This window comes from Aeromicrobium sp. REDSEA-S38_B2 (genome assembly GCF_001628525.1).
Classification (GTDB): domain Bacteria; phylum Actinomycetota; class Actinomycetes; order Propionibacteriales; family Nocardioidaceae; genus Aeromicrobium; species Aeromicrobium erythreum.
Map to the genome: position 1 here is coordinate 79137 of NZ_LUNH01000013.1, position 23431 is coordinate 102567.

At 72.7% G+C, this 23431-nt stretch carries 24 protein-coding genes and 1 tRNA gene; 7 read left to right on the forward strand and 18 right to left on the reverse strand.

Translation table 11 applies throughout. The annotated features are described in order from the left end of the window. Positions 1 to 49: 49 nt before the first annotated feature. The 4 genes from A6Q81_RS02660 to A6Q81_RS02675 form a co-directional block, all read right to left on the reverse strand. Positions 50 to 122, reverse strand: a tRNA-Asn gene (locus tag A6Q81_RS02660). Continuing rightward, on the reverse strand, positions 113 to 718 hold the full coding sequence (locus A6Q81_RS02665; protein WP_286689439.1) for a sigma factor-like helix-turn-helix DNA-binding protein: 606 nt from the start codon (positions 716 to 718) through the stop codon (positions 113 to 115). Before A6Q81_RS02665 ends, A6Q81_RS02660 begins: the two co-directional genes overlap by 10 nt. Before the next feature lie 98 nt (positions 719 to 816). Then, entirely contained in the window at positions 817 to 2697 is a 1881-nt protein-coding gene (gene dnaG, locus A6Q81_RS02670) for a DNA primase (protein ID WP_286689440.1), read from the reverse strand. A gap of 23 nt (positions 2698 to 2720) precedes the next feature. Next, positions 2721 to 3950, reverse strand: coding sequence for a deoxyguanosinetriphosphate triphosphohydrolase (locus A6Q81_RS02675; RefSeq protein ID WP_286689441.1), 1230 nt, complete (start codon positions 3948 to 3950; stop codon positions 2721 to 2723). A gap of 59 nt (positions 3951 to 4009) precedes the next feature. On the opposite strand from A6Q81_RS02675, the gene A6Q81_RS02680 reads away from it, so the two are divergent. Then, complete coding sequence (locus A6Q81_RS02680) at positions 4010 to 4132, forward strand: hypothetical protein (protein WP_286689442.1); 123 nt, start codon at positions 4010 to 4012, stop codon at positions 4130 to 4132. A gap of 93 nt (positions 4133 to 4225) precedes the next feature. Here A6Q81_RS02680 and mutM read toward each other — a convergent pair whose 3' ends face one another. The 4 genes from mutM to A6Q81_RS02700 are packed head-to-tail and all read right to left on the reverse strand — an operon-like array spanning position 4226 to position 6486. Further along, positions 4226 to 5080, reverse strand: a complete 855-nt coding sequence (gene mutM, locus A6Q81_RS02685; RefSeq protein WP_286689443.1) for a bifunctional DNA-formamidopyrimidine glycosylase/DNA-(apurinic or apyrimidinic site) lyase — start codon at positions 5078 to 5080, stop codon at positions 4226 to 4228. A 7-nt stretch (positions 5081 to 5087) separates the two neighbouring features. Then, positions 5088 to 5825 carry a ribonuclease III gene (rnc, locus tag A6Q81_RS02690; protein WP_286689444.1) on the reverse strand — a complete coding sequence of 246 codons (738 nt, stop codon included), beginning with the start codon at positions 5823 to 5825 and terminating at the stop codon, positions 5088 to 5090. Continuing rightward, entirely contained in the window at positions 5800 to 5985 is a 186-nt protein-coding gene (gene rpmF / locus A6Q81_RS02695) for a 50S ribosomal protein L32 (RefSeq protein WP_055965465.1), read from the reverse strand. Before rpmF ends, rnc begins: the two co-directional genes overlap by 26 nt. A gap of 3 nt (positions 5986 to 5988) precedes the next feature. Next, entirely contained in the window at positions 5989 to 6486 is a 498-nt protein-coding gene (locus A6Q81_RS02700) for a YceD family protein (RefSeq protein WP_317696714.1), read from the reverse strand. A 465-nt stretch (positions 6487 to 6951) separates the two neighbouring features. On the opposite strand from A6Q81_RS02700, the gene dinB reads away from it, so the two are divergent. After that, entirely contained in the window at positions 6952 to 8166 is a 1215-nt protein-coding gene (dinB, locus tag A6Q81_RS02705; protein WP_286689445.1) for a DNA polymerase IV, read from the forward strand. 8 nt (positions 8167 to 8174) lie between these two features. Here the strand turns inward: dinB and coaD are convergent, their stop codons facing one another. The 4 genes from coaD to A6Q81_RS02725 are packed head-to-tail and all read right to left on the reverse strand — an operon-like array spanning position 8175 to position 13009. After that, a complete protein-coding gene (coaD, locus tag A6Q81_RS02710) occupies positions 8175 to 8654 on the reverse strand; it encodes a pantetheine-phosphate adenylyltransferase (RefSeq protein WP_286689446.1) in 480 nt (159 codons plus the stop codon). 13 nt (positions 8655 to 8667) lie between these two features. Next, entirely contained in the window at positions 8668 to 9222 is a 555-nt protein-coding gene (rsmD, locus tag A6Q81_RS02715; protein WP_286689447.1) for a 16S rRNA (guanine(966)-N(2))-methyltransferase RsmD, read from the reverse strand. Continuing rightward, complete coding sequence (locus A6Q81_RS02720) at positions 9219 to 11402, reverse strand: ATP-dependent DNA helicase RecG (protein WP_286689448.1); 2184 nt, start codon at positions 11400 to 11402, stop codon at positions 9219 to 9221. Before A6Q81_RS02720 ends, rsmD begins: the two co-directional genes overlap by 4 nt. 11 nt (positions 11403 to 11413) lie before the next feature. After that, positions 11414 to 13009, reverse strand: a complete 1596-nt coding sequence (locus A6Q81_RS02725) for a DAK2 domain-containing protein (RefSeq protein ID WP_286689449.1) — start codon at positions 13007 to 13009, stop codon at positions 11414 to 11416. Between the two features lie 168 nt (positions 13010 to 13177). Here A6Q81_RS02725 and rpmB point away from each other — a divergent pair, with 168 nt between their 5' ends. Further along, positions 13178 to 13363 carry a 50S ribosomal protein L28 gene (gene rpmB, locus A6Q81_RS02730; protein ID WP_055965440.1) on the forward strand — a complete coding sequence of 62 codons (186 nt, stop codon included), beginning with the start codon at positions 13178 to 13180 and terminating at the stop codon, positions 13361 to 13363. Next, positions 13333 to 14787, forward strand: a complete 1455-nt coding sequence (locus A6Q81_RS02735) for an amidase (RefSeq protein WP_236749728.1) — start codon at positions 13333 to 13335, stop codon at positions 14785 to 14787. Before rpmB ends, A6Q81_RS02735 begins: the two co-directional genes overlap by 31 nt. Before the next feature lie 37 nt (positions 14788 to 14824). Here A6Q81_RS02735 and A6Q81_RS02740 read toward each other — a convergent pair whose 3' ends face one another. After that, on the reverse strand, positions 14825 to 15802 hold the full coding sequence (locus A6Q81_RS02740) for a thiamine-phosphate kinase (protein WP_286689450.1): 978 nt from the start codon (positions 15800 to 15802) through the stop codon (positions 14825 to 14827). 80 nt (positions 15803 to 15882) lie between these two features. Between A6Q81_RS02740 and A6Q81_RS02745 the strand changes: the two genes are divergently transcribed. Beyond that, positions 15883 to 16119 carry an Lrp/AsnC family transcriptional regulator gene (locus tag A6Q81_RS02745; RefSeq protein WP_067861677.1) on the forward strand — a complete coding sequence of 79 codons (237 nt, stop codon included), beginning with the start codon at positions 15883 to 15885 and terminating at the stop codon, positions 16117 to 16119. Next, positions 16098 to 16574, forward strand: a complete 477-nt coding sequence (locus A6Q81_RS02750) for a DUF3515 domain-containing protein (protein ID WP_286689451.1) — start codon at positions 16098 to 16100, stop codon at positions 16572 to 16574. Before A6Q81_RS02745 ends, A6Q81_RS02750 begins: the two co-directional genes overlap by 22 nt. 582 nt (positions 16575 to 17156) lie before the next feature. Here the strand turns inward: A6Q81_RS02750 and A6Q81_RS02755 are convergent. Then, a complete protein-coding gene (locus A6Q81_RS02755; RefSeq protein WP_286689452.1) occupies positions 17157 to 18230 on the reverse strand; it encodes a D-alanine--D-alanine ligase family protein in 1074 nt (357 codons plus the stop codon). Between the two features lie 116 nt (positions 18231 to 18346). On the opposite strand from A6Q81_RS02755, the gene A6Q81_RS02760 reads away from it, so the two are divergent. Next, positions 18347 to 19411 (forward strand): trans-sulfuration enzyme family protein, encoded by a 1065-nt coding sequence (locus A6Q81_RS02760; RefSeq protein WP_286689453.1) that lies wholly within the window; start codon positions 18347 to 18349, stop codon positions 19409 to 19411. A 24-nt stretch (positions 19412 to 19435) separates the two neighbouring features. On the opposite strand, the gene A6Q81_RS02765 is transcribed toward A6Q81_RS02760, so the two are convergent. From A6Q81_RS02765 to leuC, 4 genes are all read right to left on the reverse strand, one after another. Continuing rightward, complete coding sequence (locus A6Q81_RS02765) at positions 19436 to 20437, reverse strand: NAD(P)H-dependent glycerol-3-phosphate dehydrogenase (RefSeq protein ID WP_286689454.1); 1002 nt, start codon at positions 20435 to 20437, stop codon at positions 19436 to 19438. Beyond that, a complete protein-coding gene (locus A6Q81_RS02770; RefSeq protein ID WP_286689455.1) occupies positions 20437 to 21252 on the reverse strand; it encodes a lysophospholipid acyltransferase family protein in 816 nt (271 codons plus the stop codon). The genes A6Q81_RS02765 and A6Q81_RS02770 overlap by 1 nt, the downstream gene beginning before the upstream one ends. A 144-nt stretch (positions 21253 to 21396) precedes the next feature. After that, entirely contained in the window at positions 21397 to 21996 is a 600-nt protein-coding gene (gene leuD, locus A6Q81_RS02775) for a 3-isopropylmalate dehydratase small subunit (RefSeq protein ID WP_286689456.1), read from the reverse strand. A gap of 2 nt (positions 21997 to 21998) precedes the next feature. After that, complete coding sequence (gene leuC / locus A6Q81_RS02780; RefSeq protein ID WP_067861683.1) at positions 21999 to 23423, reverse strand: 3-isopropylmalate dehydratase large subunit; 1425 nt, start codon at positions 23421 to 23423, stop codon at positions 21999 to 22001. Positions 23424 to 23431: the final 8 nt, after the last annotated feature.

Sequence of the window (23431 nt, forward strand, 5' to 3'; positions counted from 1 at the left end):
CCGACGCTGCTGCGTCGGTCCCCTTCTCGTCGCCCTGGCGGGCAGCGTGCTCCCCCGATTGGACTCGAACCAATAACCCTTCGATTAACAGTCGAATGCTCTGCCAATTGAGCTACGGGGGAATGTCTCCCACTCGGGGAGCACGGTCGGTAACTCTACCAACCCCCTCGCGCAGTCTCGACAGGGCCCGGTCACCAATCCGACGCACCGTCGAGACAGGGAGGTCGAGGCGGCTCGCGACGTCGACCCACGGGGTCGGGCAGGCGCCCTCCGGCGTCGTGCTGAACCGGGCCATGAGCACGGTTCGCTCACGAGGCGGGAGGCCGGCCAGGTGTCCGGCGACGACGCCCTCCACGCCGTCGACGTGAGGACCACGCGGCTCCGGGACGACGTCGTGGGGCACCTCTGGACGCGCTTCGCGATGGGCGTGCAGGGCCCGGGTGATCCACGGCCACGCGTACGTCGCGAGCCGGGCGCCACGGTCGGGATCGAAGCAGGCCACGGCCGACATCAGGGCCAGCACGGCCACCTGCAGCGCGTCGTCCACGTCGTCGCCCCGGAAGCCCAGCGCCCACACCCGCAGGGCCGCCAGGCGCAACGACCGGCGCAGCAGCACCGCCCGCGCGTCGTCGTCACCCCCACGCGCGAGGACGGCCAACCGATGCTCCTCCTCCGCGGTGAGCGACGGCTCGCCCAGCAGACGGCGCACCAGGTCCATGGCTCCACCCTCGGCGCCGGGCCGCACCGGCTCCAGCACGACCCCGCCGCCTGTGGACACCCGCCCGCCGGACCCGCCCGTGCGGGCGGGCCTGGGGACTACTCGCCGCCCAAGGTGCGGTTGCGCAGCTGACGGAACTCCGCCTCCCGCGCGAGCAGGTCGGTGAAGACCGCGCGGTACTCCTCCTGCTGCTCGGCAGGGTCGGTGCGCTGCAGCTTGGAGCGCAGGTCGTTGACCTGGCGTCCGACCGTGAGCAGCCGCAGCCGCGTCATGATCGCCGCGACGACGCGCGCCGTGGCCCCCTCTGTCGAGCTGAGCGGCTCCATCGCGGCGACGGAGAGCACGCGCCGCAGGTCGTCGGAGACGAGCGCGTCGGACACCCGTGGCACGAAGGTCGGGTCGGGCTGCGCCGGGAGGCCGACCGTCGTCATCGTGCGCCACAGCTCCAGCGCGACGGGGTGTGTGAAGTCGCCGTCGTCGAGCTCCTCCGCGTGCGGACGCGCCAGGTGCGGGTGCTGCGCCAGCGCCTTCAACGCCTCACGCTCGTCGGCGAACTGGGGCGCGCCGAAGCTGACGAACGGCTGCGGCGGTGGCGCGGGTGCCGGCTTGGCCGACTGCTGCGCCGGGGCCCGGCGTTCCGGCTTCGTCGGGGGCCGGTACCGACGGTGCTCGGCCCGCACCTGGTCGACGTCGACCCCCACGCGCGTGGAGATCTCGCGCAGGAACTCCTCGACCTTGCTCTTGTCGCGGATCGACGTCGCGAGACCGACCGCCTCACGCACCGCGTCGACCCGCTGGTCGGCACGGTCGAGGTCGTAGCGCAGCAGCACGTTCTCGAGCACGAAGCGGTACAGCGGGATCCGGGCGTCCACGAGCGCCCGGACGCCGGCGTCGCCGTCGGCGATCCGCAGGTCGCACGGGTCCATGCCGCGCGGCTCGACCGCGACGTACGTCTGCGCGGCGAACTGCTGGTCGCCCTCGAACGCCTTCATGGCCGCCCGCTGCCCCGCCTCGTCGCCGTCGAACGTGAACACCACCTCGCCGTGCATGGCACCGTCGTCGAGCAGGATCCGCCGCAGCACCTTCGCGTGGCCCTCGCCGAACGCCGTGCCGCACGTCGCGACCGCGGTGCGCACCCCGGCCTCGTGGCAGGCCATCACGTCGGTGTATCCCTCGACGACCACCGCCCGGCTCTCCGAGGAGATCTGGCGGCGTGCGAGGTCGATCCCGTAGAGCACCTGGCTCTTCTTGTAGATCGGGGTCTCGGCGGTGTTCACGTACTTGCCCTGCATGAAGTCGTCGTCGAACATGCGTCGGGCGCCGAAGCCGATGATCTCGCTGGTCATCTCGCGGATCGGCCAGAGCAGACGTCCTTGGAAGACGTCGAACAGGCCCCGCGTCGAGCGGCGCGCCAAGCCGCCGACGACGAGCTCGTCGTCGGTGAACCCCTTGCCCTTGAGGTGCCCGAGCAGCGCGGTGCCCGATCTGGGGGCCCAGCCCATGGCGAACGTCTCGGCAGCCCGCTGGTCGAAGCCCCGGTCGGTGACGAACTGGCGCCCGATCGACGCCTCGGGCGACGACGCCAGCGTCTGGGCGTAGAACTCACCGGCGAGACGGTGCGCCTCGAGCAGGCGCTGTCGCTGCTGCGGGTCGCGGCGAGGTCCGCGTGACTCGCCCTCCTCGTAGCGCAGCTGGATGCCGTACTTCGCCGCGAGCCGCTCCATGGCCTCCACGAAGCTGAGGCCCTCGATCTTCTGGATGAAGGCGATCGCGTCGCCGCCCTCGCCACAGCCGAAGCAGTGGAAGGTGCCGCGGGCCGGGTTGGCGTGGAACGACGGCGTCTTCTCGTCGTGGAACGGGCACAGGCCCTTCATGGTGCCGCCCGAGCGCCGCAGCGTGACGTACTGCTCGACCACCTCGTCGATGCGGGCGCGTTCGCGGACGAGCTGGATGTCCTCGTCGTTGATCAGGCCCGCCACGGGTCGATCCTAGGCGGTGGGCGTCAACCGAGGAGCCGGTCGGCCCACAGCCTCGCCGACCCGTCGGTCAGGCTCGCCACCTGGTCGATGACGACGCGTGTGCGGGCGGCGTCGTCGGTGGCACGACGCAGGTCGGCACGGAACTCCGGCTCGAGGTGCTCCTCCCCCGTCGCGAGGAGACGCGCCACGAGTGCGCCGAGCGCCTCGCGTTGCGTCGCGAGCTGACGTGCCCGGTCGTCGGCGAGCATCACGTAGTGCGCGGCCACGGCCTTGAGGACGGTGATCTCGTCGCGCGTGGCCTGCGGCACCTCCAGGTCGGCGGTGTAGCGGGTGAGCGGTCCAGGCCCCCACCGCTCGACGGTGGCACGCTGCGCGCTCACGGCGAACCGGCCGATGAGCGCGCTCGTCAGGCTCTTCAGCACGGCGAGGGCCTCGCGGCTGCCGTCGAACTCGGCGCGCGGCCACTCCGGCAACGCCCGCAGCCGCTCCAGCGCGCCCCCGAGCCGGTCGTCGTCGGCGCTCGCGTCGTACCAGTCGCGGGCGACGGCGTGCACCCCGTCGAGGTCGAGCCGTCCGGGCAGCAGGCTGAACCAGCCACCCACGACCGCGTCCTCCACGTCGTGCACGGAGTAGGCGATGTCGTCGGCGAGGTCCATCACCTGCGCCTCGATCGGGCGACGCCACGCCGGAGCGCCGGCCCGCAGCCAGTCGAAGACGGGTCGGTCGTCGGCGTAGACGCCGAACTTCGGGCCGCCCCCGGGCGCCTCGCCGCGTGCCCACGGGTACTTGACGCAGGCGGCCAACGTCGCGCGCGTGAGGTTCAGCCCGACGCTGCGGCCCGCGCCGTCGACCGTCTTCGCCTCGAGGCGGGTCAGGATCCGCAGCGTCTGCGCGTTGCCCTCGAAGCCGCCGACGTCCGCCGCCGCCTCGTCGAGCGCGGCCTCGCCGTTGTGGCCGAACGGCGGGTGCCCGACGTCGTGGGAGAGGGCGGCGCAGTCGACGACGTCGGGGTCGCAGCCGAGCGAGGCGCCCAGCTCGCGCGCCACCTGCGCCACCTCGAGAGTGTGGGTGAGCCGGTTGCGCACGAAGTCGTCGAACCCGGCCCCCATGACCTGCGTCTTCGCCGACAGCCGGCGCAGTGCGGCGGAGTGGACGACGCGGCCGCGGTCGCGCTCGAACGGCGTGCGCCCTGCCCGCTTCGTCGGCTCCGCCACGACCCGGGCGCGCGCCTCGATGCCGTAGGGACTCTCCACGGGACGCAGGCTACCGAAGCGCCCCGACCCTGCGGCGTGGGTCGCAGCACAGTGAGGTCATGACCCGTTCGGTCGCGGTGCTCTCCGACGTCCACGGCGTCCTGCCCGCTCTCGACGCGGTCCTGGCCGAGCCCGCGGTGAGGTCGACGGACATGGTGGTCGTCACCGGCGACCACACGTGAGGCCCACAGCCGGGCGAACGTTCGGTCCGCGCAAGGAACGCTGACTCACCCTGATTCCCTCACGGCATGGGAATCAGCGCCACCGGAACGGGCTCAGAAGCGGCCGTTGCGAGGCCGGGGCTGGCAGCGGGGACAGGTGAAGGAGCTGCGGTTCATGAAGGCGTCGCGGCGGATCGGCGTCCCGCACCGCGGGCACGGCTCGCCCTCCTGCCCGTACGCGGCGAGGGACCGGTCGAAGTAGCCGCTCTGGCCGTTCACGTTGACGTACAGCGCGTCGAAGGACGTGCCGCCCTGCTCGAGCGCCTCGCCCATGACGTCGACGACGTGGCCGAGCAGCGCGTCGACCTCCTTGGCGCGCAGGTTCTCCGTCGCGCGGGCATAGTGCAGCGGCACGCGCCACAGCGACTCGTCGGCATAGATGTTGCCGACGCCGGAGATCAGCGTCTGGTCGAGCAGGGCCCGCTTGACGCCCGTGCGCCGACGACGCAGCCGCGTGGCGAAGAGGTCGCGGTCGAACCGCGGGTCGAGCGGATCGCGCGCGATGTGCCCGATCGTGACAGGCACCTGCTCCTCGTCGACGTCGGCCAGCATCATGCCGCCGAAGATCCGCTGGTCGACGAACCGCAGCTGACGGCCGTCGTCGAGGTCGAGCACGATCCGCAGGTGTCGCGGCGGCGGCGCGTCGGCGTCGCTGATGAGCATCTGTCCGCTCATGCCGAGGTGGCAGAGCAGGGCCTCCTGGCCGTCGAGCACGAGCCAGAGGTACTTGCCGCGACGCCGTGCCGCGTCGAACCGTCGACCGACGAGACGCGGGACGAAGTCGGCGGCGCCGGGCAGGTGCCGCTTGAGGGACCGGACGTCGTGCACCGTGACGGCGACGATCGTGCGGCCGACGACGTGCGTGTCGAGGCCGCGGCGGACCACCTCGACCTCGGGGAGCTCAGGCACGGACCGGTCAGACCTCGACGGCGTCGGCCGGGGTCACCTCGGCGGTGATGGCACGCCACGCGATCTCGGCGACCTGCTGCTCGGCCTCCTTCTTCGAACGCCCGGTGCCGCCGTCGTAGCGCTGCTCGCCCACCACCACGGACGCCGTGAACGTCTTGTCGTGGTCGGGGCCCTCGCTCTCGAGGACGTAGCGGGGGACGCCGAGGTCGTGGTTGGCGGCGATCTCCTGCAGCGACGTCTTCCAGTCCAGCCCGGCGCCGAGGTCGGCCGCGCGGGCGATGAACGGGTCGAACACGGCGTGAACGACCTGCGACGCGCGCTCGATGCCGAACTGCACGTACACGGCACCGATCACCGCCTCGACGGTGTCGGACAAGATCGACGACTTGTTCCGACCGCCGGTGGCCTCCTCGCCCCGTCCGAGGCGCAGGTGCGAGCCCAGGTCGAGCGTGTGCGCTACCTCCGCGAGCGCCTTCGCGCTCACGACGGCAGCACGCAGCTTCGCGAGCCGGCCCTCGGCGAGGTCGGGGTGGTTGGTGAAGAGCGCGTCGGTGACGACGAGCCCCAGCACCGAGTCGCCCAGGAACTCCAGGCGCTCGTTGTTGGGCAGGCCCCCGTTCTCGTACGCGTACGAACGGTGCGTGAGGGCGTGCTCCAGCAGCTCGGCGTCCAGGTCGGGGACGCCGAGCACCTCCTTCAGGGCCTCGTGGCCCTGAGGATCAGAGGACCTGGCGACGCTCGCCACGCGCGCCGTACTGTCCGCACTCGCCGCACGCACGGTGCGGGACGACCTTGGAGTCGCAGGCGGGGTTGGCGCAGTCGACGAGGGTGGTCGCCGTGGTCTTCCACTGCGACCGGCGGTGGCGCGTGTTGCTGCGCGACATCTTCCGCTTCGGAACGGCCACGATCTACTCCTTGTTCGGCCCCGGGACGTCGCCCGGGAGGTTCTGGGTCAGCCGGCTCAACGACGCCCACCGGGGGTCGATCGGATCGCCGTGTGTGTGGTCTGGATCGTCCGCGAGTCGCGCCCCGCACTCGGGGCACAGTCCCGGACACTCCGGATCACACACGGGGTTGAGCGGCAGTGCGAGCACCACCGCGTCCCGCAGGACGGGTTCGAGGTCGAGCAAGTCGTCCTCGAGGGCCGGAAGCTCGTCTTCCTCCCCGTCCTCCTCGGCACCGTCACCGGCGCCGATCGGGTCATACACGTACAGCTCCTGCAGGTCCACCACGACGGTGTCGTCGAGGACGTCCAGGCAGCGGACGCACTCGCCCACCACGCGCGCCGAGGCGGTGCCGGTGGCCAGCACCCCGTCCATGACGGCCTCGAGCCGGAGCTCGAGATCGATGGGCGAGTCCTCGGGCACGCCGTAGACGTCGTGGCCCAGATCCGCCGGCGCCGCCACGGTGCGGGTGAAGGTACGTTCGGTCCCAGGTCGACGACCCAGAACCTGGGTGTCGAAGACCAAGGGGCCCGGTTGCACGGTCACGTCCGTCCGTCGAGGTGCACAACAGATCACGGCCTGTTTCCAGGCCGCCGTCCATCATAACCGGTGCAGGTCACGCGACACCAATCGCTCCCCCACCCGTCGAGCCGTGGGGGCCGGACGGGCGCTGCGCGGACGAGGCACGGGAATCTCAGCGAGGCACGGAGAGCTTTCCGTGCGCGGCTGAGGAAGCCGTGCCTGGTGGGAGATTCCCAGGTCGACCTGGGAATCTCCGCGCACGGACCGTCAAGCACGGGAATCTCAGCCGCGCATGGAGAGCATTCCGTGCGCGGCTGAGGAAACCATGCCTGGACGGGAGGTTCCCAGGTCGACCTGGGAATCTCCGACCGGCGGACTGTCGGTGGGGGCTGGGAGGATGCGCAGGTGCAGACGTCGGCGGAGCGGGAGGGGACGGTGCTGCACGCCGACCTCGACAGCTTCTTCGCCTCCGTCGAGATCCGCGACGACCCGAGCCTGCGGGGGCGGCCGGTGGCCGTGGGCGGCGGGGTGGTGATGGCCGCCAGCTACGAGGCGCGGGCGCACGGCGTCAAGGGCGCGATGGGGCTGCGGCAGGCGCTGCGGCTCTGCCCCGACCTGCTGGTCGTGCCGCCCAGGCCGCACGCGTACAGCGAGGCGAGTCGCGCGGTGTTCGCGGTCTTCGCCGACACCACGCCCTTGGTGGAGGGGGTCTCGATCGACGAGGCGTTCCTGGAGGTCGGCGGGCTGCGACGTATCCGCGGCGCGCCGTCGCAGATCGCCACCACACTGCGCGAGCAGGTGCGCGAACGCGTGGGGCTGCCGATCTCGGTGGGCGTCGCGCGCACCAAGTACCTCGCCAAGGTGGCCAGCGCGATGGCCAAGCCGGACGGCCTCCTGGTCGTCCCGCTCGACGACGAACGCCGCTTCCTGCTCTCCCTGCCCGTCCAGGCGCTCTGGGGCGTCGGGCCCCGCACCACGGAGAAGCTGCACGCCGCCCGCGTGCGCACCATCGCCGACGTCGCCCGCATGCAGCCCGGCGAGCTCGCCACCCTCGTCGGCAGCGGTGCGGCCGGTCACCTGCACGCCCTCGCCTCCGGCCACGACCCCCGACCGGTACGGGCGCGACCGTCGCGTCGCTCGATGGGCGCGCAGCACGCCCTCGGCCGCGACGAGCGCACCCCCGAGGGCGTCGAGATCGTGCTCCTGGGCCTGGTCGACCGCGTCGCGCGGCGCCTGCGCGCGGCCGGGCGCACCGCCGCGACCGTCACCCTCCGCGTCCGCTTCGGCGACTTCACCAGCTCCACCGCCTCGCACACGCTCCCGCGCCCGACCGCCCACACGCAGGTCCTCCTCGACGCCACGCTGCAGCTGCTGCGCGGACGTCACGGTGAGATCGCCCGACGCGGGCTCACGCTCGTCGGCTTCCAGGCGTCCGGGCTCGACGACCAGGGCGAGCAGCTGCTGCTGCCCCTCACGTCGGCCACCGACCCCGGCCTCGACACCGCGCTCGACGCCGTCCGCGACCGGTTCGGCGCGCGGGCCGTGCGCCGGGGCGTGCAGCTCGGGCGAGGCGAGCGCGCGCCCATGCCGATCCTGCCCGACCAGGAGGACGACGCGTAGGCGCCGGCTCAGGCTCGGCCGAACTCCCGGTCGAGCCGCTGGAGCACGAAGTCGGGCACGAGACCGCTCACGTCACCGCCGCCGCGTGCGACCTCCTTGACCAGGCTGGAGGCCAGGAAGGAGTACTCGGGGCTGGTCGGGACGAAGACGGTGTCGACGTCGGTGAGGCTGCCGTTCATCTGCGCCATCTGCAGCTCGTAGTCGAAGTCGGAGACCGCTCGCAGACCCTTCACGATCGCGCTGATCCCGTGCTCGGTGCAGAAGTTCACGAGCAGACCGCGGAACGACGCCACCGACACGTTCGGCAGGTCCTCGGTGGCCTGGGCGAGCAGGTCCATCCGCTCCTCCAGCGAGAAGAGGCTCTTCTTGCTCTCGTTCACGAGGACCGCCACGACCACCTCGTCGAAGAGCCGGGAGGCCCGGCGCACGATGTCGAGGTGACCGTTGGTCACCGGGTCGAAGGAGCCGGGGCACACGACGCGCGTCACGGCGGCGACGCTATCAGGACTCCTCGGAGCGGGCACCGAACCACACGGTGGTCTCGCCGTGGGCGCGGTCGCGGAACCCCTCGAACCCCGCGGGCCACGTGAACGGCGTGCGCGTGGACCGCTCGACGACGACCACGGCGTCGTCGGAGAGCGACGGGGCGAGGGCCGCGACCACGGCGGCGACGTCGTCGGTGGCCACCGCGTAGGGCGGGTCGAGCATCACCAGGTCGTAGGGGCCGGCGGCGGAGGCGGCGAAGGACGCGGCGCTCGTGCGGTGCACGGTGGCCTCGGCCCCCAGCTCGCGCGCGTTCTGCTGCGCCACCTGGGCGGCGCGCCGGTCGGACTCGACGAGGTCGGCCGACGCCGCCCCTCGCGAGAGCGCCTCCAGCGCCAGGGCCCCGGACCCGGCGTATACGTCGAGCACGCGGACCCCGTCGAGGCCACCGAACAGCGACTGCAGCGAGGAGAAGAGCGACTCCCTGACGCGGTCCGACGTCGGGCGGGTGCCGTCGCCCGGTGGCGTGCGCAGACGTCGACCGCCCCAGCGCCCGGCGATCACCCGGGTCACGTGCGCTCCAGGTAGTCGGCCTGCTGCGACTGCTCGAGGCGCTCGACCGCGGCCCGCAGGTCGGGCGCGGTCGTCAGCTCCGGGTCGGCCTCGACGAACGCGGTAGCCGCCTCGCGGGCGTCGGCGATGACCTGTTCGTCCTTGACGACCGAGAGCAGCCGCAGGCTGCTGCGCACCCCCGACTGCGCCGCGCCCAGCACGTCGCCCTCGCGGCGCTGCTCGGCGTCGAGTCGCGACAGGGCGAACCCGTCGGACGTGGAGGCGACGGCGTCGAGACGCTCCCGCGACGGCGAGCCGTCCTCCGCGGAGGTGACCAGCAGGCAGAGCCCCGCGTGCCCGCCTCGGCCGACGCGACCGCGCAGCTGGTGCAGCTGGGACACGCCGAACCGCTCGGCGTCGACGACGACCATGACGGTGGCGTTGGGGACGTCGACGCCGACCTCGACGACGGTCGTCGCGACGAGCACGTCGATCTCGCCCCGCGCGAAGGCCGTCATCGTGGCGTCCTTCTCGTCCGGGTGCTGGCGTCCGTGCAACATCCCGAGGCGCAGCCCCGCGAGCGGCCCGGCCGCGAGCTCCTCGTGCAGGTCGACCAGCGACCGTGTGGGCGGGCCCTCGGGATCCGCCCTCTCCCCCGCCTCCTTGTCGCCATCGCCGATGCGCGAGACCACGACGTACGCCTGACGACCGTCGGCGACCTCCTCGCGCACCCGGTCCCACGCCCGCGCGAGCCAGTCGGGGCGTTCGGCGGCCGGGACGACGGTGGTCTGGATGGGCTGACGTCCGCCCGGCAGCTCGCTGAGCGTGGACGTCTCGAGGTCGCCGAACACGGTCATGGCGATCGTGCGCGGGATCGGCGTCGCGGTCATGACCAGCACGTGCGGCTTGGTGTCGTAGCGGTCGACGAGCACGGCACGCTGCTCGACGCCGAAGCGGTGCTGCTCGTCGACGACGAGCAGGCCGAGCTCGGCGAGCTGGACGGTCTCCTGCAGCACCGCGTGGGTGCCGACGACGATGCCCGCCGCACCCGACGCGGCGTCGAGCAGCGCCTCCTTGCGGGCCTTGGCGCCCATCGAGCCCGTCAGGAGCCGGACGCGGGTGCCCTCCGCGGCTCCCCCGAGCATGCCGCCCTCGGCGAGCGCCCCCAGCATGGCCGTGATGCCGCGGTGGTGCTGGGCGGCCAGCACCTCGGTGGGCGCCAGCAGCACGGCCTGCGCGCCGTCGTCGACGACCTGGAGCATCGCCAGCAGCGCGACGACGGTCTTGCCCGAGCCGACCTCGCCCTGCAGCAGCCGGTGCATGGGGTGCTCGCGCGCGAGGTCGGCCTCGATCTCCGCGACCACCGCACGCTGCCCGTCGGTGAGCGTGAACGGCAGCTGCTGCTCGAAGGCGTCGCGCAGACCGCCCGAGCGCCGACGACGCGGCACCGCGGTCTGCCCGAGCGCCGCGTGACGGCGCTGCGCGAACACCGTCTGCAGGACGAACGCCTCCTCGAAGCGGAAGCTGTCGCGGGCGGTGCGCCACTGCTGGTCCGAGCGGGGACGGTGGATCATCTCGAACGCGACGTCGGCGGACGGGAGCCCCCGGTCGGCGCGGACGTCCTGCGGAAGCGGGTCCTCGACGTCGGCGACGGGCAGCACCGTCTCGACGGAGCGCTCGATGGCGAGCGACGGGATCTTCGCGCTCGCCCGGTAGATCGGGATGATGCCGCGCGCGATCCGGCCCTCCAGCGCGTCGGGGCCCTCGAGCGGCTCGTAGAGGGGGTGCGTCAGCTGGAGCCGGCCGTTGAACTGACCCACCTCGCCCGCGAACAGGCCGACCGTGCCGGGGGTCAGCTGGGCCTGGCGCCACGGCTGGGAGAAGAAGGTGAGCGTCAGCCGGGCGTTGCCGTCGGTGAGCGTCACCTCGGTGCGCGTCTTGCGACCGCCGGGGCCGAACCGCTTGTTGACCGCCTCGACGACGCGCGCCATGACGGTGGCGTACTGCCCGACCTGCAACGACGCGAGGTCGGTCATCTCCCCCAGCGACACGTAGCGCCGTGGGTAGTGCCGCAGGAGGTCGTCGATGGTCTCCAGGCCGAGGGTCGCGAGCTTCTTGGCCGTCGCGTCGCCCACGACGGAGCGCAGCCGACGCTCCGGCGGGTTCGTGGGACCCGGCGTCGCCGCGGGACTGGTGGTCACGACCGCACCCCTTACTCGACCGCCACGAACAGCGGGTAGTTCTCCTGGCCGCCCTCGTACACGACGACGTCGACGTCGACCCGCTCCTCGCGCAGCCGGCGCGACAGCGTCTGCGCGACCGTGTGGTCGGCGCCGTCGCCGACGACGAGGGTGACGAGCTCCGCGGTGGGCGAGAGCAGCCGGTCGAGCACCGCGTCGGCCACCTCGGCGACGTCGGAGCCGACGACCGCGAAGTCTCCCGACACGACGCCGAGCACGTCGCCGGCCTCGCAGGGTCCGGCCATGGTGATGCCCGGCTCGACCGCGACGGTGACGGCGCCGTGCTGGGTGTGCGCCGCCGCGCTCGACATGGCGACGACGTCCTCGTCGAAGTCGCGGCCGGGGTCGTGGACGGCCAGGGCCGCGAGCCCCTGCACCTGCGCGTGGGTGGGGATGACCGCGACGCGGACGCCGTCGGCCCTGACCTGCTTGGCGGCGGCGTCGAACAGGCCGACGTAGCGCTGGTTGTTCGGCAGCACCACGACCTCCTCGGCGTCGAGGCCGCGCAGGGTCTCGAGCATCGTGGCGACGTCGACCGGGCGATCGCGCGTGAACTCGAGCACGTGGGCGCCGGCCTCGCGGCAGAGGTCGGCCAGCCCCGCACCCGTGGCGGCGACGACCACGGCCCGGCCCGACCGTTGCCGACCCTGCTGCCGCGCGACCTGGTCGGCGAAGTGCGTGACGGCGATGCGGTAGGGCCGACCGGCCTGCAGACCCGCCTCGATGGCGGCACCGACGTCGTCGACGTGGACGTGGACGTTCCAGAGCCGGTCGCCGCCGACGACCACCAGCGAGTCGCCCAGCGCGTCGAGCGTGTGCCGCAGCGCCGGGATCTCGCTCTCCTCGGCGTCGAGGAGGTACATGACCTCGTACGCCGGACCGCCCTCGACGAAGTCGTCGCCCGACGCGGCCAGCGGTGTGGGGACGTGCTGCGCGGCAGGGGTGGGCGCCCGGCCCGTGAGCGCGCGCTCGGTGGCGTCGAGCACGACCACGAGGGCGCGTCCCCCGGCGTCGACGACGCCGGCCTCTGCGAGCCGCGCGAGCTGCTCGGGGGTGCGCTCCAGGGCCACGCGCGCCGACGCGGCCGCCAGGGCGAAGACGTCGCGCGCCTCGGCACCGGACTCGACGGCGTCCTGCGCTCCGTCGGCGGCGGCCCGCGCGACGGACAGGATCGTGCCCTCCACGGGTCGGCCCACGGCGGCATGCGCGGCGTCGGAGGCGGCGCGGAACGCGTGCGCGACGTCGTCGGCGCGGACCTCGGCGCCGAGGTCGAGGTCGCCGAAGACCGCCCGGACGAGCTGGGACAGGATCACGCCGCTGTTGCCCTTGGCGCCCATGAGCAGGCCGTCGGTGTGCGCCTTCACCAGGTCGGGCAGCACGACGTCGTCGGGCAGCGCCGCGACGGCGTCGGCACCCGCGACGAAGGTCAGGTAGGCGTTCGTGCCGGTGTCGCCGTCGGGCACGGGGAACACGTTGAGGGCGTCGATCTCAGCCCGTGCCGTGGACAGCGCCTGCACGCAGAGCTGCGTCCACGCGCGGAAGGCGTCGGCTCGCAGGCGCAGGACCATGGGGGCAGGTTAGCGTGGGCCACCGACGTGGCGCCGGGCACCGCGAGGGCGATTGGCCCCGCCGCCGGGGCATCGGCTATCCTTACGTGGTTGCCCGTTCCCCGGGCACACCTTTCGTACGTTCGTCGTCCGACGAACCCCGTTCTCGAGCTTGCAGGAGTGGTCGCTGTGGCAGCGGTCTGTGACGTGTGCACCAAGGGACCCGGCTTCGGCCACAACGTGTCCCACTCGCACCGACGCACGAAGCGTCGTTTCGACCCCAACATCCAGCGCGTGCGCGCCGTCGTCGACGGCACGCCCAAGCGCCTCAACGTCTGCACGTCGTGCCTCAAGGCCGGCAAGGTCAGCCGCTGAGGCAGGTCCACGCCTTCGGCGACGACGCGCTAGGTGAGCTCGACGCCGTCGCCCTGGCAGCCGCGATCCGTCGCGGCGACATCAGCGCGGTCGACGCTGCTCAGGCAGCCGTCGACCGCGCTGCGTGCGTGGAGCCGCACCTCGACGCGATCGTCGTCGACGACGTCGAGCGTGCGCTGAGGCTGGCCGCAGGTCCGCTCACCGGCCGCCTCGCCGGGGTTCCCACGTACGTCAAGGACAACACCGACGTCGCGGGCCTGGCGACCCGTCAGGGGTCGCGGGCCATGCCCGACGTCCCCGCCGCGGCCGACGCGCCGTTCACGACCCAGCTGCGCGCGGCCGGGCTCGTGCCGCTGGGCAAGTCGTCGTTGCCGGAGTTCGGCTGGAGCGCCAGCACCGAGTTCGACGAGTGGGACCCCACGCGGAACCCCTGGGACACCGCGTTCTCCAGCGGTGCGTCGTCGGGCGGTGCCGCCGCGCTCGTGGCGTCGGGCGTCGTGCCGATCGCGCACGCCAACGACGGCGGCGGGTCGATCCGCATCCCCGCCGCGGCCTGCGGGCTCGTCGGACTGAAGCCCACGCGAGGTCGGCTCGCGCCCGACGTGCACGCGGCGCAGCTGCCGGTCGACGTCGTCTGCAACGGCGTCCTCACCCGGACCGTCCGCGACACCGCCCACTTCCTGGCCGCGGCCGAGGCGCACCGCACGGCCCCCGGTCTGCCGCCGGTGGGTCTCGTGGAGGGGCCGTCGGCGCGGCGGCTGCGCGTCGGGCTCGTCCTCGACTCGCTCACCGACACCCCCACCGACGCCGACACGCGCGCCGCCGTGCTCGCCACCGCCGAGCTGCTGACGTCGCTCGGGCACGACGTCGTCGAGGTGCCACTGCCCGCCGACGACACGTTCGTCGACGCGTTCACGCACTACTGGGCCATGCTCGCGTTCTCGACCCAGCACTTCGGTCGGCGCGTGATGCACCCGCAGTTCGACAAGACCGCGACCGACCCGCTCACCCGGTTCCTCGCCGCGCGGTTCGCGCGGTCGTTCTGGCGGCTGCCCCGCACCATCCGTGCGCTCAGGCGCTCCGAGCACGTGGTGCGCGCGCACTTCGCTGAGCACCGGCTCGACGCTGCCCTCTCCCCCACGGTCGCGCACACGACGCCGCGCCTCGGTCACCTGTCGCCGAACCAGCCGTTCCCGGAGATGTTCGACCGACTCGTCCGCTACGCCGCGTTCACGCCGTTGAACAACGCCACCGGGACGCCCGCCGTGTCGCTGCCGCTCGGCCGCACCGGCGACGGACTGCCGATCGGCGTGCAGCTGCAGGCCCTGCACGGCCAGGAGCGTCTGCTGCTGGAGCTGTCGTACGAGCTGGAGGCCGCGCGGCCGTTCCCGCGCATCCAGGACGGCGTCGCACCGCTTTCGTAGCCGAGCGGTGAGGCGGCACGGCGCGCCGGGGCGCGGGTCAGCGCCAGTGACGCCAGCCCGGCTCGCCCTCCCACGTCGCGCCGTCGACCAGCACTGTCGGCCTGGCGCCCTCGGGCACGTCGCGCACCTCGCCGACGACCGTCCAGCCGTCGGGCAGCACCGTGGGCGCGCTGAACGTCGCGGCAAGCGCGTAGTCCTCGCCACCGGTCAGGACGAGCGAGAGCGGGTCGAGGCCGAGCGCCTCACCGACGGTCAGGAGCGGGGCGTCGATCGTCAGCGCCGACGTGCGGAGGTCGACGACGACGCCGCTGGCGCGTGCCACGTGGCCGAGGTCGGCCAGCAGGCCGTCGCTCACGTCGATCATGGCCGTCGCGCCCGCGTCGGCCGCTGCTCGGCCGGCCCAGTACGGGGGCGTCGGCACGCGGTGCGCGTCGACCACCGCCTTCGGGGAGCGGAAGCCGCGGCCCAAGGTCGCGAGACCGGCCGCGGACCAGCCGAGGCGTCCGGCCACCGCCACCACGTCGCCGGGCAGCGCGCCGGAGCGTCGGACCGGACGCGGCGCGTCGCCCATGACCGTCACGGCCACGACGACCACGTCGCTGGCCGTCATGTCGCCGCCGACGACGTGCGCGCCGACCACGGCCGCCTCCTGCTCGAAGCCCTTCGCGAGCTCCACGACCCATGCCGACGGCGTGTCGGCGGGGACGCCGAGCCCCACGGTGAGCGCGGTGGCCACGCCGCCCATCGCGTTCACGTCGGACAGGTTCGCCGCGGCGGCCTTCCGCCCGATCTCCAGGGCCGTCGACCAGTCGCGTCGGAAGTGCCGACCCTCCACGAGCAGGTCGGTGGAGACGACGAACGTGCCGTCGGCGGTGCGGACGTGGGCGGCGTCGTCGCCGGGCCCGATGAGCACCCGGTCGGACGTGCCACCGGCCTCCGTGACCCGGTCGATCAGGCCGAACTCGCCGACGTCGGACACCGTCCCGGGCCCCGGGCCCTGCTGCTGCGCTGGCACCCGTCCATTGTGGACCAGCCGGACGCCGGGACACCGGCGTGGTCGGCTATGGTGTCGAGGTTCCCGAGCAGGAGGTCCTCATGACGGTCCACGCCTACATCCTCGTCCAGACCGAGGTCGGCAAGGCCGCCCAGGTCGCGCAGGAGATCGCCGCGATCCCCGGCGTCACCGTGTCCGAGGACGTCACCGGCCCGTACGACGTGATCGTCCGTGCGGAAGGTCCGTCGATGGACCAGCTCGGCACGCTCGTCGTCCAGAGCGTGCAGAAGGTCGCCGGCATCACCCGCACGCTGACGTGCCCCGTCGTCAAGATCTGACCCGTCGCGCCGGCCTGCTGGCCGCCGCCCTCGTCGTGGTCCCGCTGAGCGCCTGCGGGAGCGGTGTGCTCGTCGACGCCTACCCGACCGAGCCAGGCACCGACGTCGACTGCCAGGCACTCCTCGCCGACCTCCCCACGTCGGTCGGCGGCCTCGACAGGCGTGGCCTGGACCAGGACGTGCCCGCCGCCGCCTGGGGCGACCCGCCCGTCGTCCTGCGCTGCGGCGTCGCCACGCCCGACGCCTTCGAGCCGACGTCGCAGTGCGCCACCTTCGACGACGTCGACTGGTTCGGCGAGCAGACCGCCGACGGCTTCCGCTTCACGACCGTCTACCGTCGCGTCAACGTCGAGGTCGACGTCCCCGCCGTGCACGACCCCGCCTCCGACGTCCTCATCGACCTCGCCGCCAGCATCGAGAAGCACGTCCCCGCCGAGCGGCGCTGCCAGGGCTGACGTCGCGGCGGCTCGGCTTCCGCTCGAGGTGGGGCTGCGTCGGTGCGGCTTCGACTCGACCTGCGTACCGAAAGGGCCTCGACCGGGTGGCTGGGTGGCGCGGCGGCTCTGTTCTCGGGCTGTGGCTCGCAATGGGCGCAAGATTCTCGTTTGCGCGGGCCATCGGTGGATCTGCCACCTTCTCAGCGCTCTACAGGTGGCAGATCCACCGCCCACGGGGTCAGAGGTGGCAGTGCTTCTCCCTTCCCGTGGACCGTGCCACGAGAAGGGAGAAGCGCTGCCCACCCCACCCCCAAGGGCAACCAAGATTCTCCCTTCGTGCGCTCGGGCCCAACGTTTCTGCGTTGGTGACGGGATCCCGTAGGGAACGCAGAAGGCTCGGCACTCCAACGCACGAACGCAGAATCTTGCGTCCAACGAAGGCCACGGCCCGAGAACCCGAGCCGCCGCGCCACCCAGCCGCCCGGTCGAAGCCCTTTCGGAGACCACACCCAGCACCAGCCGAAGCAGCGCACCCGCAGGCCGACGACCATCGCAGCCCACGCAGCCGCAGGGCGACGACGAGGACGACAACGAACCCCGTCAGCGCAGCCCGGGCGAACGTCGGAGGGCGAGCTGGAGCAGGCGGTCGACGAGCTCGGCGTAGCTGATGCCGGTGGCCTCCCAGAGGACGGGGAACATCGACGTCGACGTGAAGCCGGGCATCGTGTTGATCTCGTTGATGACGAGGCCGTCGGGGGCGGAGTCGGTGGCGAAGAAGTCGACGCGGGCCAGGCCCTCGCCACCGATGGCGGTGAAGGCCTTCACGGCGTAGTCGCGGATGCGGGCGGCGAAGACGTCGGAGATGTCGGCGGGCACCAGGTTGACGCTCGTGCCGTCGAGGTACTTCGCCTCGAAGTCGTAGAAGTCGTGCGTGGTGTCGTCGTTGCGGACCTCGCCGACGACGCTCGCGAGGGGCGTGCCGTCGGGCTGCTGGATGACGCCGACCTCGAGCTCGCGCTTGTTGACCGCGGCGGCCTCGACGATCACCTTGGGGTCGTGCTTGCGGGCGGCCTCGACCGCCTCGACGAGGAACCCGGCGTCGTCGACCTTGGTGACGCCCGAGCTCGACCCGGCCCGGGCCGGCTTGACGAACACGGGCAGTCCGAGTGCGCCGACCCGCGCGAGCACCTTGTCGCGCTCGGTGTCCCACTGGGCGGGCAGGATCGTCACGTACGGGATCTGCGGCAGGCCGGCGGCCGCGAACACCGTCTTGGTGAACGGCTTGTCCATGCCGACCGCGCTGGCCAGCACCCCAGCCCCCACGTAGCGGACGCCCGCGACCTCGAGCAGACCCTGCACCGTGCCGTCCTCGCCCCACGGCCCGTGCAGCAGCGGCAGCACGACGTCGACGTCGCGCAGCTCCTCCCACGCGAACGGCTCGCCGTCGACGGCCACCTCGGGCAGTCCGCTCGCCGGCACCGGGGCGGAGAGGTCGTCGCGCACCCAGCGACCGTCGGGCGTGATGCCCACGGTGAGGACGTCGTAGCGCTCGCGGTCCACGACCGCGACGACGTTGCGTGCGGTGAGGCAGGAGACCCCGTGCTCACTGGAACGCCCGCCGAACAGGACGACGACCCGGGGACGGGCGGGCACGGTGCTGGAGGTCTCGTTCATCGCCCGTCAGCCTAGCCCGCGTCGGCGACGTGCCGCGGGAGCCTATGGAACATGTCACGGCGGAAGAGGCCCTCGGCCCCTGGGCTGTGTCGGCGGCGGCCTGCACAATGGAGGTCATGCACGGACCCGAGCTCTCGTCGTCGACCATCGCCGTCGGAGCCGGGCGTCCTGCTCGCACCCCGGGGGCCCCGCTGAACGCGCCGATCACGCTGGCCAGCGCCCTCGTCCCCGGCGGCGAGTCCGAGTACGGACGTCACGGCAACCCGGCGTGGACCGCGTTCGAGGAGGTGCTGGGAGCCCTGGAGGGCGGTCGCGCCCTCGCGTTCGCGTCGGGTCAGGCGGCCTGCGCGGCCGTGTTCGACCTCGTGCCCGCCCGCGCGGCCGTGGTCGCCCCCGCCGGCGCCTACTCCGGCACGCTGGTGCAGCTGCGCGAGCGCGCCCGACGCGGACTCATCGACCTGCGGCTCGTCGACGTCACCGACACCCAGGCCGTGGTCGACGCCGCCGACGACGCCGCACTCGTCTGGCTGGAGTCGCCCACCAACCCGCTGCTGGAGGTCGCCGACGTCGAGCACATCGCCGCCGAGGCGGCGCGCGCCGGCACGGCGGTCGCCGTCGACAACACGTTCGCGACGCCGCTGCGCCAGAAGCCGCTCGAGCTGGGCGCCGACTTCGTCGTGCACTCGGCCTCCAAGCTCATCTCCGGGCACAGCGACGTGATCCTCGGCGCCGTCGTCACGGGCAACCCCCGGGCGCACCGCGCCATCGAGGCCCGCCGCGCGAACCTCGGCGCCATCCCCGGCGCGATGGAGTGCTGGCTCGCCACCCGCGGCATCCGCACGCTGCACGTGCGCCTCGACCGCGCGGAGGCGAACGCGCGCGAGATCGCCCGACGTCTGCAGTCGTCGTCGGTGGTCTCCGGCATCCGCTACCCCGGCTGGGGCACCATCCTGTCCTTCGAGGTGCAGGGCGGACCGGACATGGCGCAGAAGGTCACCGAGCAGTCCGACGTCATCACCCACGCCACGAGCCTCGGCGGCGTGGAGTCCACCTGGGAGCGACGTCGCCGTCACGCGGCGGAGCCCGCCGTGGTGCCCGAGGCGCTCGTGCGTCTCTCGGTGGGCATCGAGGACGTCGAGGACATCTGGTACGACGTCGAGCGGTCCCTCGCGGCGATCTGACGCCCGCACAGGGCGACGCGAGGGTCAGCGGACCTCGGGCTTGGCCTCGCGCGAGATGAGCGCCTTCACGAGCGCCTCGGGGTCCATCTCGCCCGCGATGAGCGCCGCGACGTGGGCGACGATCGGCATGTCCACGTCGTGGGCGGCGGCGAGCTCCGCGACGGAGCGGCACGACTTGACGCCCTCGGCGACCTGACGGGTCTGCGCCGTCACCTCCTCGACGCTCAGGCCCTGGCCGAGCTTCTCGCCGAAGGTGCGGTTACGCGACAACGGCGACGAGCAGGTGGCCACCAGGTCGCCCATGCCGGCGAGCCCCGAGAAGGTCAGCGGGTCGGCCCCGATCGCGACGCCGAGCCGTGCGGTCTCGGCGAGACCGCGCGTGATCACCGACGCCTTCGTGTTGTCGCCGAAGCCGAGACCGATGCACACGCCGACGGCCAGGCCGATCACGTTCTTCGTGGTGCCGCCGAGCTCGCAGCCGATGACGTCGGTGTTCGTGTAGGGGCGGAACGCCGCCGTGTGGCACAGCTTCTGCAGCCGCTCGGCGACGGCCTGGTCGGCGCACGCCACCACGCTGGCCGCCGGCTCCCGCCGGGCGATCTCCTTCGCGAGGTTCGGGCCGGTGACCACGGCGATGCGCTCGGGACCGGCACCGGTCAGCTCGGCCACCACCTCGCTCATCCGCAGGTGCGTGCCGAGCTCGACGCCCTTCATCAGGCTGACCATCACCGCGGCGTCGTCGATCGCGTCGCCCCAGTCGCCGAGGTTGGCGCGCAGCTGCTGCGACGGCACGGCGAGCACCACCACCTCCGCGTCGGCGAGCGCCTCGCGCGGGTCGTGGGTGGCGCGGATGGTCTCCGGGAGCGCGATGCCGGGCAGGTAGTCGGCGTTCTCGTGCGTCGCGTTGATCGCGTCGCACAGCTCGGCGCGGCGGCCCCAGAGACGCACGTCGTTGCCCGCGTCGGCCAGCACCAGCGCGAACGCGGTGCCCCACGATCCTGCTCCCATCACGGCGGTCCTGGCCATCACGGCTCCTTCGGGGTGTCGTCCGCGCCGGACGGGGCGGGGTCGGCTGGAGAGGCGACGTCGTCGGTCGCGTCGGTCGGTGCACGGTACGCGGTCCGGGGGGCGGCGAGCGTGTGCACGTCGATCCGAGGGCCGCTCGGAAGCTCGCCGCGGATCTCGCCGACCATGGCGGTCAGCGTGTCCATCAGCCGGTCGGTGGCCGTGCGCAGGACGTCCTCGGTGATCGGCAGGCCGACGAGGTCGGACAGGTCGACCGGATCGCCCACCACGACGTGGATCGTCTTGCGCGGCAGGAACCGCGGGAGCTTCGTGTACGGCCAGAGGATGCGCTGCGCGCCCCACTGAGCGAGCGGCACGAGCGGACGGCCGGTGGCGAGGGCCACCCGGACCGCCCCGGTGCGCCCACTCATCGGCCAGAGGTCGGGGTCGCGGGTGATGGTGCCCTCGGGGTAGATCGAGATGACCTTGCCCTCCTCGACCGCGGCCACGGCCGAGCGCAACGACTCCGCGGCACCCTCGGTGCTGCGGTGTACGGGAATCTGCTCCGCACCGGCGAGCAGCGGTCCGAGGCCCTTGACCGAGAACAGCGTGTCCTTCGCGAGGAAGCGCGGCGCCACCCCCTGGTCGACCATGAAGTGACTGATGAGGATGGGGTCGAGGTGCGAGATGTGGTTCGGAGCGATCACGTAGCCGCCGTCGCGCGGCAGCTTCTCGACACCCCGCCAGTCGCGCCGGGTGACGACCATGAGGAACGGCCGCAGGATCCGCACGATCCACCGGGTCGCTCGCGGCAGCTGTGCCCGGGGACGATCCATGGGCCCGACCCTATGACGTGCGGTCACCGTGCGACGTGACGGGCGGCACGTGTCGAGCCGTCAGGCGCTCTCGGGGTGCTCGGCGCACCACCGCGCCAGCCGCCGCCATCTCCGCGCCTCGCCGCTCGGACGTGCGCGCGTGGGTCAGAGCGTGGCCGGCTTGAAGGCCGGTCGACGCTGCTCGTAGGACGCGATGTCGTCGTCGTGCGACAGCGTGATGGCGATGTCGTCGAGACCCTCGAGCAGGCGCCAGCGGGTGTAGTCGTCGATCGTGAACGAGTCGACGATCGCATCGGGACCCTCGCCGGCCCGCACCGTGCGCGACTCGAGGTCGACGGTGACCTGGGCGCCGGGCTCCTCCTCGAGGAGGTCCCAGAGCCGCTGCACGACCTTCTCGTCGACCTGCGCGGCCAGCAGACCCGCCTTGCCCGAGTTGCCGCGGAAGATGTCGCCGAACCGCGAGCTGATGACGGCCTTGAAGCCGTAGTTCTGCAGCGCCCACACGGCGTGCTCGCGCGACGAGCCGGTACCGAAGTCGGGGCCGGCGACCAGGACGGTCGCGTGCTGGTAGGGCTCGCGGTTGAGCACGAAGTCGGGGTCGTTGCGCCAGGCCGCGAACAGCCCGTCCTCGAAGCCCGTGCGGGTGACCCGCTTCAGGTAGACGGCGGGGATGATCTGGTCGGTGTCGACGTTGCTGCGACGCAGGGGCGCGCCGACGCCGGTGTGCGAGGTGAACTTCTCCATGGTCAGACTCCTGCGGTCGCGCGGACGGGCTCGAGGTCGGCGGGGCTGGCCAGGTGGCCGAGGACGGCCGTGGCGACCGCGACGTCGGGCGAGACGAGGTGCGTCCGGCCGCCCTTGCCCTGGCGGCCCTCGAAGTTGCGGTTCGACGTCGAGGCACTGCGCTCGCCCGGCGTGAGCTGGTCGGGGTTCATGCCGAGGCACATGGAGCAGCCTGCGCCCCGCCACTCGGCACCGGCCTCGGTGAACACCTGGTCGAGGCCCTCCTCCTGCGCCTGCAGGCGGACCCGGACGGACCCGGGCACCACGAGCATGCGGGTGCCGTCGGCGACCTTGTGGCCCTTGATCAGCTCGGCCGCTCGACGCAGGTCGGAGATGCGACCGTTGGTGCACGAGCCGACGAACACGGTGTCGACGGCGATGTCGCGCAGCGGCGTGCCGGCCTCCAGCCCCATGTAGGCGAGCGCGTTGGCGGCGGCCTCACGCTCGATCGGGTCCTCGAAGCTCTCGGGGTCGGGAACGGTCGCCGACAGCGGTGCGCCCTGGCCCGGGTTCGTGCCCCACGTGACGAACGGGGTGACCTGCGAGGCGTCGAGGCGCACCACCTTGTCGAAGTGGGCGTCGTCGTCGGTGACCAGGTCGCGCCAGTAGGCCACGGCCTCGTCCCACGCCTCGCCCTGCGGGGCGTGCGGACGGCCCTGGATGTACGCGAAGGTCGTCTCGTCGGGGGCGATCAGACCGGCCTTGGCACCCCACTCGATGCTCATGTTGCAGATCGTCATGCGCTCCTCCATGGAGAGCGCGCGGATGGCCTCGCCGCGGTACTCGACGATGTAGCCCTGACCGCCGCCCGTGGTCTCCTGCGTGATGAGCGCCAGGATCAGGTCCTTGGCGGTCGAGCCCTCGGGCAGCGTGCCCTCGACCTCCACCGCCATCATCTTCGGCTTGGCCTGCGACAGCGACTGCGTGGCCAGCACGTGCTCGACCTCGCTGGTGCCGATGCCGAAGGCGATCGAGCCGAACGCACCGTGCGTCGACGTGTGCGAGTCGCCGCAGACGATCGTCATGCCCGGCTGGGTGAGACCCAGCTGCGGGCCGACGACGTGGACGATGCCCTGGTCGATGTCGCCCATCGGGTGCAGCCGCACGCCGAACTCCTCGGCGTTGCGACGCAGCGTCTCGACCTGCGTGCGCGAGACCGGGTCGGCGATCGGCTTGTCGAGGTCCGTCGTCGGGATGTTGTGGTCCTCGGTCGCGAGCGTCAGGTCGGGACGACGTACGGGGCGGCCGGAGAGGCGCAGACCGTCGAAGGCCTGGGGGCTCGTGACCTCGTGGATGAGGTGGAGGTCGATGTAGAGGAGGTCGGGCTCACCGTCTGCCGTGCGGACGACGTGGTCGTCCCAGATCTTCTCCGCGAGCGTCCTGCCCATCGCGATCA

Coding starts and splice junctions, on each gene's coding strand:
- A6Q81_RS02755 (WP_286689452.1), bottom strand. CDS start 18,230: ATGAACGAGACCTCCAGCACCGTGCCCGCCCGTCCCCGGGTCGTCGTC.
- A6Q81_RS02680 (WP_286689442.1), top strand. CDS start 4,010: ATGACCCGTTCGGTCGCGGTGCTCTCCGACGTCCACGGCGTCCTGCCC.
- A6Q81_RS02725 (WP_286689449.1), bottom strand. CDS start 13,009: ATGGTCCTGCGCCTGCGAGCCGACGCCTTCCGCGCGTGGACGCAGCTC.
- A6Q81_RS02745 (WP_067861677.1), top strand. CDS start 15,883: ATGACGGTCCACGCCTACATCCTCGTCCAGACCGAGGTCGGCAAGGCC.
- A6Q81_RS02765 (WP_286689454.1), bottom strand. CDS start 20,437: ATGGCCAGGACCGCCGTGATGGGAGCAGGATCGTGGGGCACCGCGTTC.
- A6Q81_RS02760 (WP_286689453.1), top strand. CDS start 18,347: ATGCACGGACCCGAGCTCTCGTCGTCGACCATCGCCGTCGGAGCCGGG.
- A6Q81_RS02770 (WP_286689455.1), bottom strand. CDS start 21,252: ATGGATCGTCCCCGGGCACAGCTGCCGCGAGCGACCCGGTGGATCGTG.
- leuD (WP_286689456.1), bottom strand. CDS start 21,996: ATGGAGAAGTTCACCTCGCACACCGGCGTCGGCGCGCCCCTGCGTCGC.
- leuC (WP_067861683.1), bottom strand. CDS start 23,423: ATGGGCAGGACGCTCGCGGAGAAGATCTGGGACGACCACGTCGTCCGC.
- A6Q81_RS02665 (WP_286689439.1), bottom strand. CDS start 718: ATGGACCTGGTGCGCCGTCTGCTGGGCGAGCCGTCGCTCACCGCGGAG.